At 53.2% G+C, this 1,836-nt stretch carries 1 protein-coding gene; it reads right to left on the minus strand.

The window, feature by feature from the left end:
• Window positions 1-1,696, minus strand: a 1,696-nt coding sequence (locus QP305_RS08665) for a hypothetical protein (RefSeq protein ID WP_284904922.1), incomplete at its 3' end; no start/stop codon positions are given.
• Window positions 1,697-1,836: the final 140 nt, after the last annotated feature.

Here is a 1,836-nt window from a genome sequence, read left to right on the forward strand (position 1 = left end):
TCGGAGCAAGGGAAATTGTCCCATCCTCATTAACCGTCGCCCAGGGCTGCTGGCCAACCTTCACCTTGGCCTGGTCGACATCAGCAAGCAGTTCCGCCGGAATCTTCGTGTTGTCATCAAGCGGAGCATACTTGGCATCTCGCGGCTTGGTTCCGTTTTCCTTGTGAAGCGGCGAAGCAACAGTCTCGGTCGTGTCGAGGTCAACCGAGGTGTGCTTGTACTCCGGAGTGGGCTTGGCGGCAAATGCGTCCCTGGCTAGCGCAGTATCGCGCGAGCCCTCGGGATAGATTGTTGCCGTGTAGATTTCGTCATGATCGAGATCAGCCGGAACGGTCAGAGGACACGAGTTCACAACTCCCAGGTTCGAAGATGTGGAGATGCACTTATGCACCTCGTTACCTTCAGAATCCGTCCACACAATTTCGTGGCCGCTTGAGGGAACAAAACCAGTAGCCTTCGTTTCGACTGTTACGCCAGGAGCCGCAGGCTTAGTGGTCTGGTTGTATTCCAGAACCTGGAAATCACGATCCTCCATACGAAGGGCAAAATCCTGATCCCTAATATTGCTCATAGCGCCGTCGGTCGCATAGTCAACAACCTGGGCGCCGTATTGATACAAGTTATCCGGGAAGTTATCAAGGGCGCCCCCTACTCCATCAGGAAGAACGGGAGCAACGTACATATATTCGACGTTAACGTGTCGCGACTTGAGGTTACCCTTGAGCCACGAAGCGCTCGCACCTTCGGGAACCGGATCGCCGTGTTGCCCAGCATTCACAATTCCCTTGTAGCTGTAAGAGTCACCCCACAGGCCCTGGAACTGGATGTGATAATTACCCTTGGCATCCGTGACCGCGTAGGAAGTCTCGGCGATAGCGCTCTTCCCGGTATCCTGCTCATACTTCGCCATAATTTCCCGCTGCGCAGCTTTAAACTGCTCGCGAGTATAGCCGTTGTGGTTCTTCTTCCATTCGTCGAAGAGTTTCGCCACTCCGTCTTGAACGTATGCGCCGACTACTTTAACGCCAGGTACTGCAACATCACCAAAGCTGTCTTGGAACATGCGCACCGCCTTGGGTGCACCAAACACATTCCTCTGGTCATAGAAAACACGACCCGAAACCCAGCCACCGTTTTCTTGGTTGGTGGTTTCCTTCCAAGTGCTCTCATCCGGGAACATCTCGCTAATTTGCGGGCGCTCCTGATATGAAATATTGAAGTTCTCCGCAGCGGACTGTGGCCATGCATTCCACGTACCTACATAACGCTGCACCATCCCGTTACTAACAAATACGCCGTCGGATTCGACAAATGAATTGACGTACTTGGTTTTATCGGGGTTATCGGACCAAATACGCAAGCCTTGCCCTGCCTGAGCTTTCCACTCATGCTCGATACCTAGTGCGTCCGTCCAATTAGGGAGCTTGATCGAGTACTTGCCATCGGCTTTAGTTTCGGTCCAATAGACCGGCGAGACAGCACCCTTCAGCTTTTTGTTTTTAAAATCAACCCACTGGGCATACACTTTGACGCCAGCCAGGCCCTCATCATTACTGTCAAAACTAGCGATACTGCCGCCTCGGTCGTGGAAAACTCGGCCATATACCGAGCCTTTAATTTCACCGAGATTACCGTCTGACCGCTGTAGCTCATAGGCTTGTGCAGAAGGAGCGCTAAACGTCGGGGTGAGACTCAAACACAAAGCTGCAGCAGTAAGGCCCGCCCACAGCTTCTTACGAAGAGATACCCCCCCCCCGCTCGATTGCCAGCCGGAGCGAAAATGCCGGGTGCCGAATTAAGCGACCCCGTGTAGTGAGACATCTTTTCTCCATTGGT

This window comes from Actinotignum timonense (genome assembly GCF_030216305.1).
GTDB lineage: Bacteria > Actinomycetota > Actinomycetes > Actinomycetales > Actinomycetaceae > Actinotignum > Actinotignum timonense_A.